Here is a 3,273-nt window from a genome sequence, read left to right as displayed (position 1 = left end):
ATAATGTCCTGAAATTCAAATTTACGATTGCTAGAAAATTTATTTTCAGTATTAACAAATTTTTTATGATTGGTTAATACTGTATCGATGGCAGATTCATATAAATAGAACATGACAATCGCCATCGAAGTATTTATTAAAAATAAATAATTTTGATTTATTTTGATTTTTAACAACTCTTCTACAGATTTACAAATTTCTATTTTTTCAGAAAGAATAGAAAAATTAATTAATGAATTACCCTAAAATAATAATGAGGACTTGTGTTTTATTCTCATACTTATACATATGTCCTCAATTTATATATAAACTTTTTTTAAGTCTTTAAATTTATAATTTTAACTTAAACTAATGCTAAAATAGTAATATGATTAGCATATCCAACATAATCTAAAAATAATTAATTTTAACAAAATATTGATTAAAACAACGAATTAGATTTATTAAACAATAATTGCCATAAACAAGTACTAATTTAATAAAAGCTAAATATTACTTTAATCAAAGAATAACCATTAGTAATAAATTAATTTTAAAAATGATAAATTCTTAAAGGATAGTACACTAAAATACAATTTAATATTTTCATAATACTGATTTAAAGTATTATAATGAAATTCTTAAATTGACGGCATTGTTTAAAAAAAAGGAAATATTTAATTAATGAAGTTGAATTGCTCTTCATTAATCAAAAGATAATTTATCAGTTCAGATGAATCAAGATTCTCCCGATACAAATCGACTGCTGTGATTTGTGAGTTATGGTATGTCCTGTAATACAGGATTGCCTTGTTGGTGTTGTAGCAGGAAGTGTATATTGTGTATTCATACAAATCAGGATCATCTATGAATGTGCAGCCGTTCTGCTGCTCGACTGAGCCAAGAATATGGAAAAACTGACCTACACTGCTTGCCTCATCATTATCCGAATAGGAATTTGCACGGGTAAATGCAACCTTTGCAAATCTTGAAGCTGATGACAAGTCACCCGGAAGGCCTATCGCACCCATACCTCTTGAGTACTCCTCCAAATCCACACCAAATGTGTTTTCAGGATTTTTGTTAGATAAACCCCTGTAATTATTCAGGTAAAACAGCTGCTTGTCAAAAGGAGGATTGTTGGTCAAAACACCTACAGGATTGTCATAGACCTTCAGGCCGTCGGCCAAGGGTTCAACGACAATGGATTCAACCTCATCAGAAATCATCCAGTGAAGCGGGGACAGTGGAAGCTCATCGGCAAAGTTAATGTTTACAAGATTGATTTTTCCTAATGCCTCACGGGCTTCAGACACACTGGAGCAGGTCCCAAGCAGATAAGGAATCAGTTCAAAAGGAGTGATATTAACCATATCCTCTTCAAATTCCCTGTAGACTGCATTTCCAGCAAAGTTCAGACCTGCAATAGCCAATCCCTTTTCATTGCATGCATCATAATATAATGGATACTCGTCAATGCCTGCAGCTATTCCGATTATAGCGTAATGGGTTTTAATATCATCTATTTTTCTGAATTTAAGCTCATACTTTCTTGGAGTAACTGTTACCCTTTCGTTATAGGATATTTCATAGTCAAAGTTACGGCCAAAATAATGATTGTCAGTTATATAATTGCTTGCTGTGCACATTTTATCACCTTATAAGAAATTTGAATATTTCAAAGCCCTTTGCTTGATATCTGCAAAGGTATCATCAATCAGCAGTTCTCCGTCTTTAAATACGGTCTGAAGGTAATCTTCACCTTCACTATCAATTGGAACTGTTCTGAATGAATTGTTCTCTCTTATTAGCTTAAATCTTCCGGTCTTTGATTTTTTACTTGAATCAAGAGGATTCTTGAATATGTCATGCCAGACACCGTCACGCAATTGGGCTGAACATTTGAATGCGTTTCTCTGGGTGTCACGATTGACGGCTGTGTGCAGTCCTCCGCCCATACCGAATATGATGTTCTGGGCGGCCCATCCGGCTGATTTCATGGCAAACAATATGTCACGGATTTTCTGATAGTTCAGTCCGTCACCCCATAAGAGTCCTATGTTCAAGTCAAAGACCTTATAGCCCTTGTCGGTGAGATGGCTTCCAAAGCCTTCAGAAAGCAGATTCAGACAATCAATGGTTGTGGATACAGGCTCACCGCTGTCCGGCCTGAATACGACCTTGTTATCCTCACCATCCAGGAAATTCAGAATGGCCTCATTCAGCTCTGTTCCAGATTTTCCGGATTCTTCGAGGAAGTTCCTGTAGTTGTATGAATCTATAACCAGTGACAGCACTCCATCCTTTGCATTATCGATTACATTGAGAATCTGTGAAATTTCACCTTCAGGACTGAGAGATGTCATTACGCTGTGTTCGGTTGCCTGGACGGAAAATCCGTATAGATTGGAATCGTTGTAATAGTTTTCAGGTATTGTCAGTGCCGCAATGGTGTCTGTCCCTGAAAAGCTGAGCAGATGAGCTGATCCGGAAAGCATTGAGGATTCGGTTGAAGTTGCACCCCTGTATCCGAAATCATGGAGCATGAAGTCAAGATTATCCTTAACGGAACCTGTCACTTCAAGATAGAAATTGCACAGTTTTCTGACCTCTGCTGAGAGAGTTGCAACAGTTGAAGGGTACCAGACCTGCAACAAAAGAGGTTCTAAGTAATTAGGCAGCCAATAAGACTTGTCATCGGTGTTTTCGACTGTCATCAGTGCATTTCCCACATCAACAGGAGTTCCTTCCGCAACTGCCTTTATTTCAATCGGCAAATGGCCGTCATGTTCATCCAAAATATATTGCCAGCCATCCCTGTTGAAGATATCCGGACCGATATGATTGGCAATCAGGTTATCGGCTTCGTCAATTTTTTCCTGAGTGACAATCTGGCCTTCAAGATATTTCTTGAGGATATATTGAAGTCCGTAAAAAATTGTTTTGTTAAACTCAGCACCTACTCTACTTTCAATGTATGAATAAATCTTTTCAGTGCCTTTAGGATAGAAATAGTGATGAGTTACCTTATAACTGTCTGTTAAAAGACAAATGTTGTTTTCTATCATAATATCACTTTTTAATAGATATTAGATAGTTGAATAATATAAATGTTACGAAAAAAAAGACAATGCCGTCAATTTAAGAATTTCATAATTTTTTTATCTTTTTGATTTTTTATATATCTCTTTTTTCATGTTAATCTGTAGTTCATATTGAATTTTCTTGCAGATGTAGGTCTTCTGGGTGATTTTCTATTTTTTCTAATTTTTTCAGGTGATTTGGAGCATAATT

The 3,273-nt window shown here is 35.5% G+C and carries 2 protein-coding genes; both read right to left on the bottom strand.

What is annotated here, in order from left to right; all coding sequences use genetic code 11:
- Positions 1–656: 656 nt before the first annotated feature.
- Entirely contained in the window at positions 657–1,628 is a 972-nt protein-coding gene (bsh, locus tag Q0P94_RS10410; protein ID WP_292748082.1) for a choloylglycine hydrolase, read from the bottom strand.
- A gap of 9 nt (positions 1,629–1,637) precedes the next feature.
- The gene (locus Q0P94_RS10405; RefSeq protein ID WP_295116373.1) at positions 1,638–3,047 is read right to left on the bottom strand and encodes a nicotinate phosphoribosyltransferase; all 1,410 of its coding nucleotides are present in this window, start codon (positions 3,045–3,047) and stop codon (positions 1,638–1,640) included.
- Between the last annotated feature and the right edge of the window lie 226 nt (positions 3,048–3,273).

Origin of the sequence: uncultured Methanobrevibacter sp. (assembly GCF_946184425.1) — an archaeon.
GTDB lineage: Archaea > Methanobacteriota > Methanobacteria > Methanobacteriales > Methanobacteriaceae > Methanocatella.
Note: the sequence above shows the minus strand (reverse complement) of the source record. Positions and strands in the feature narration are given on the sequence as shown.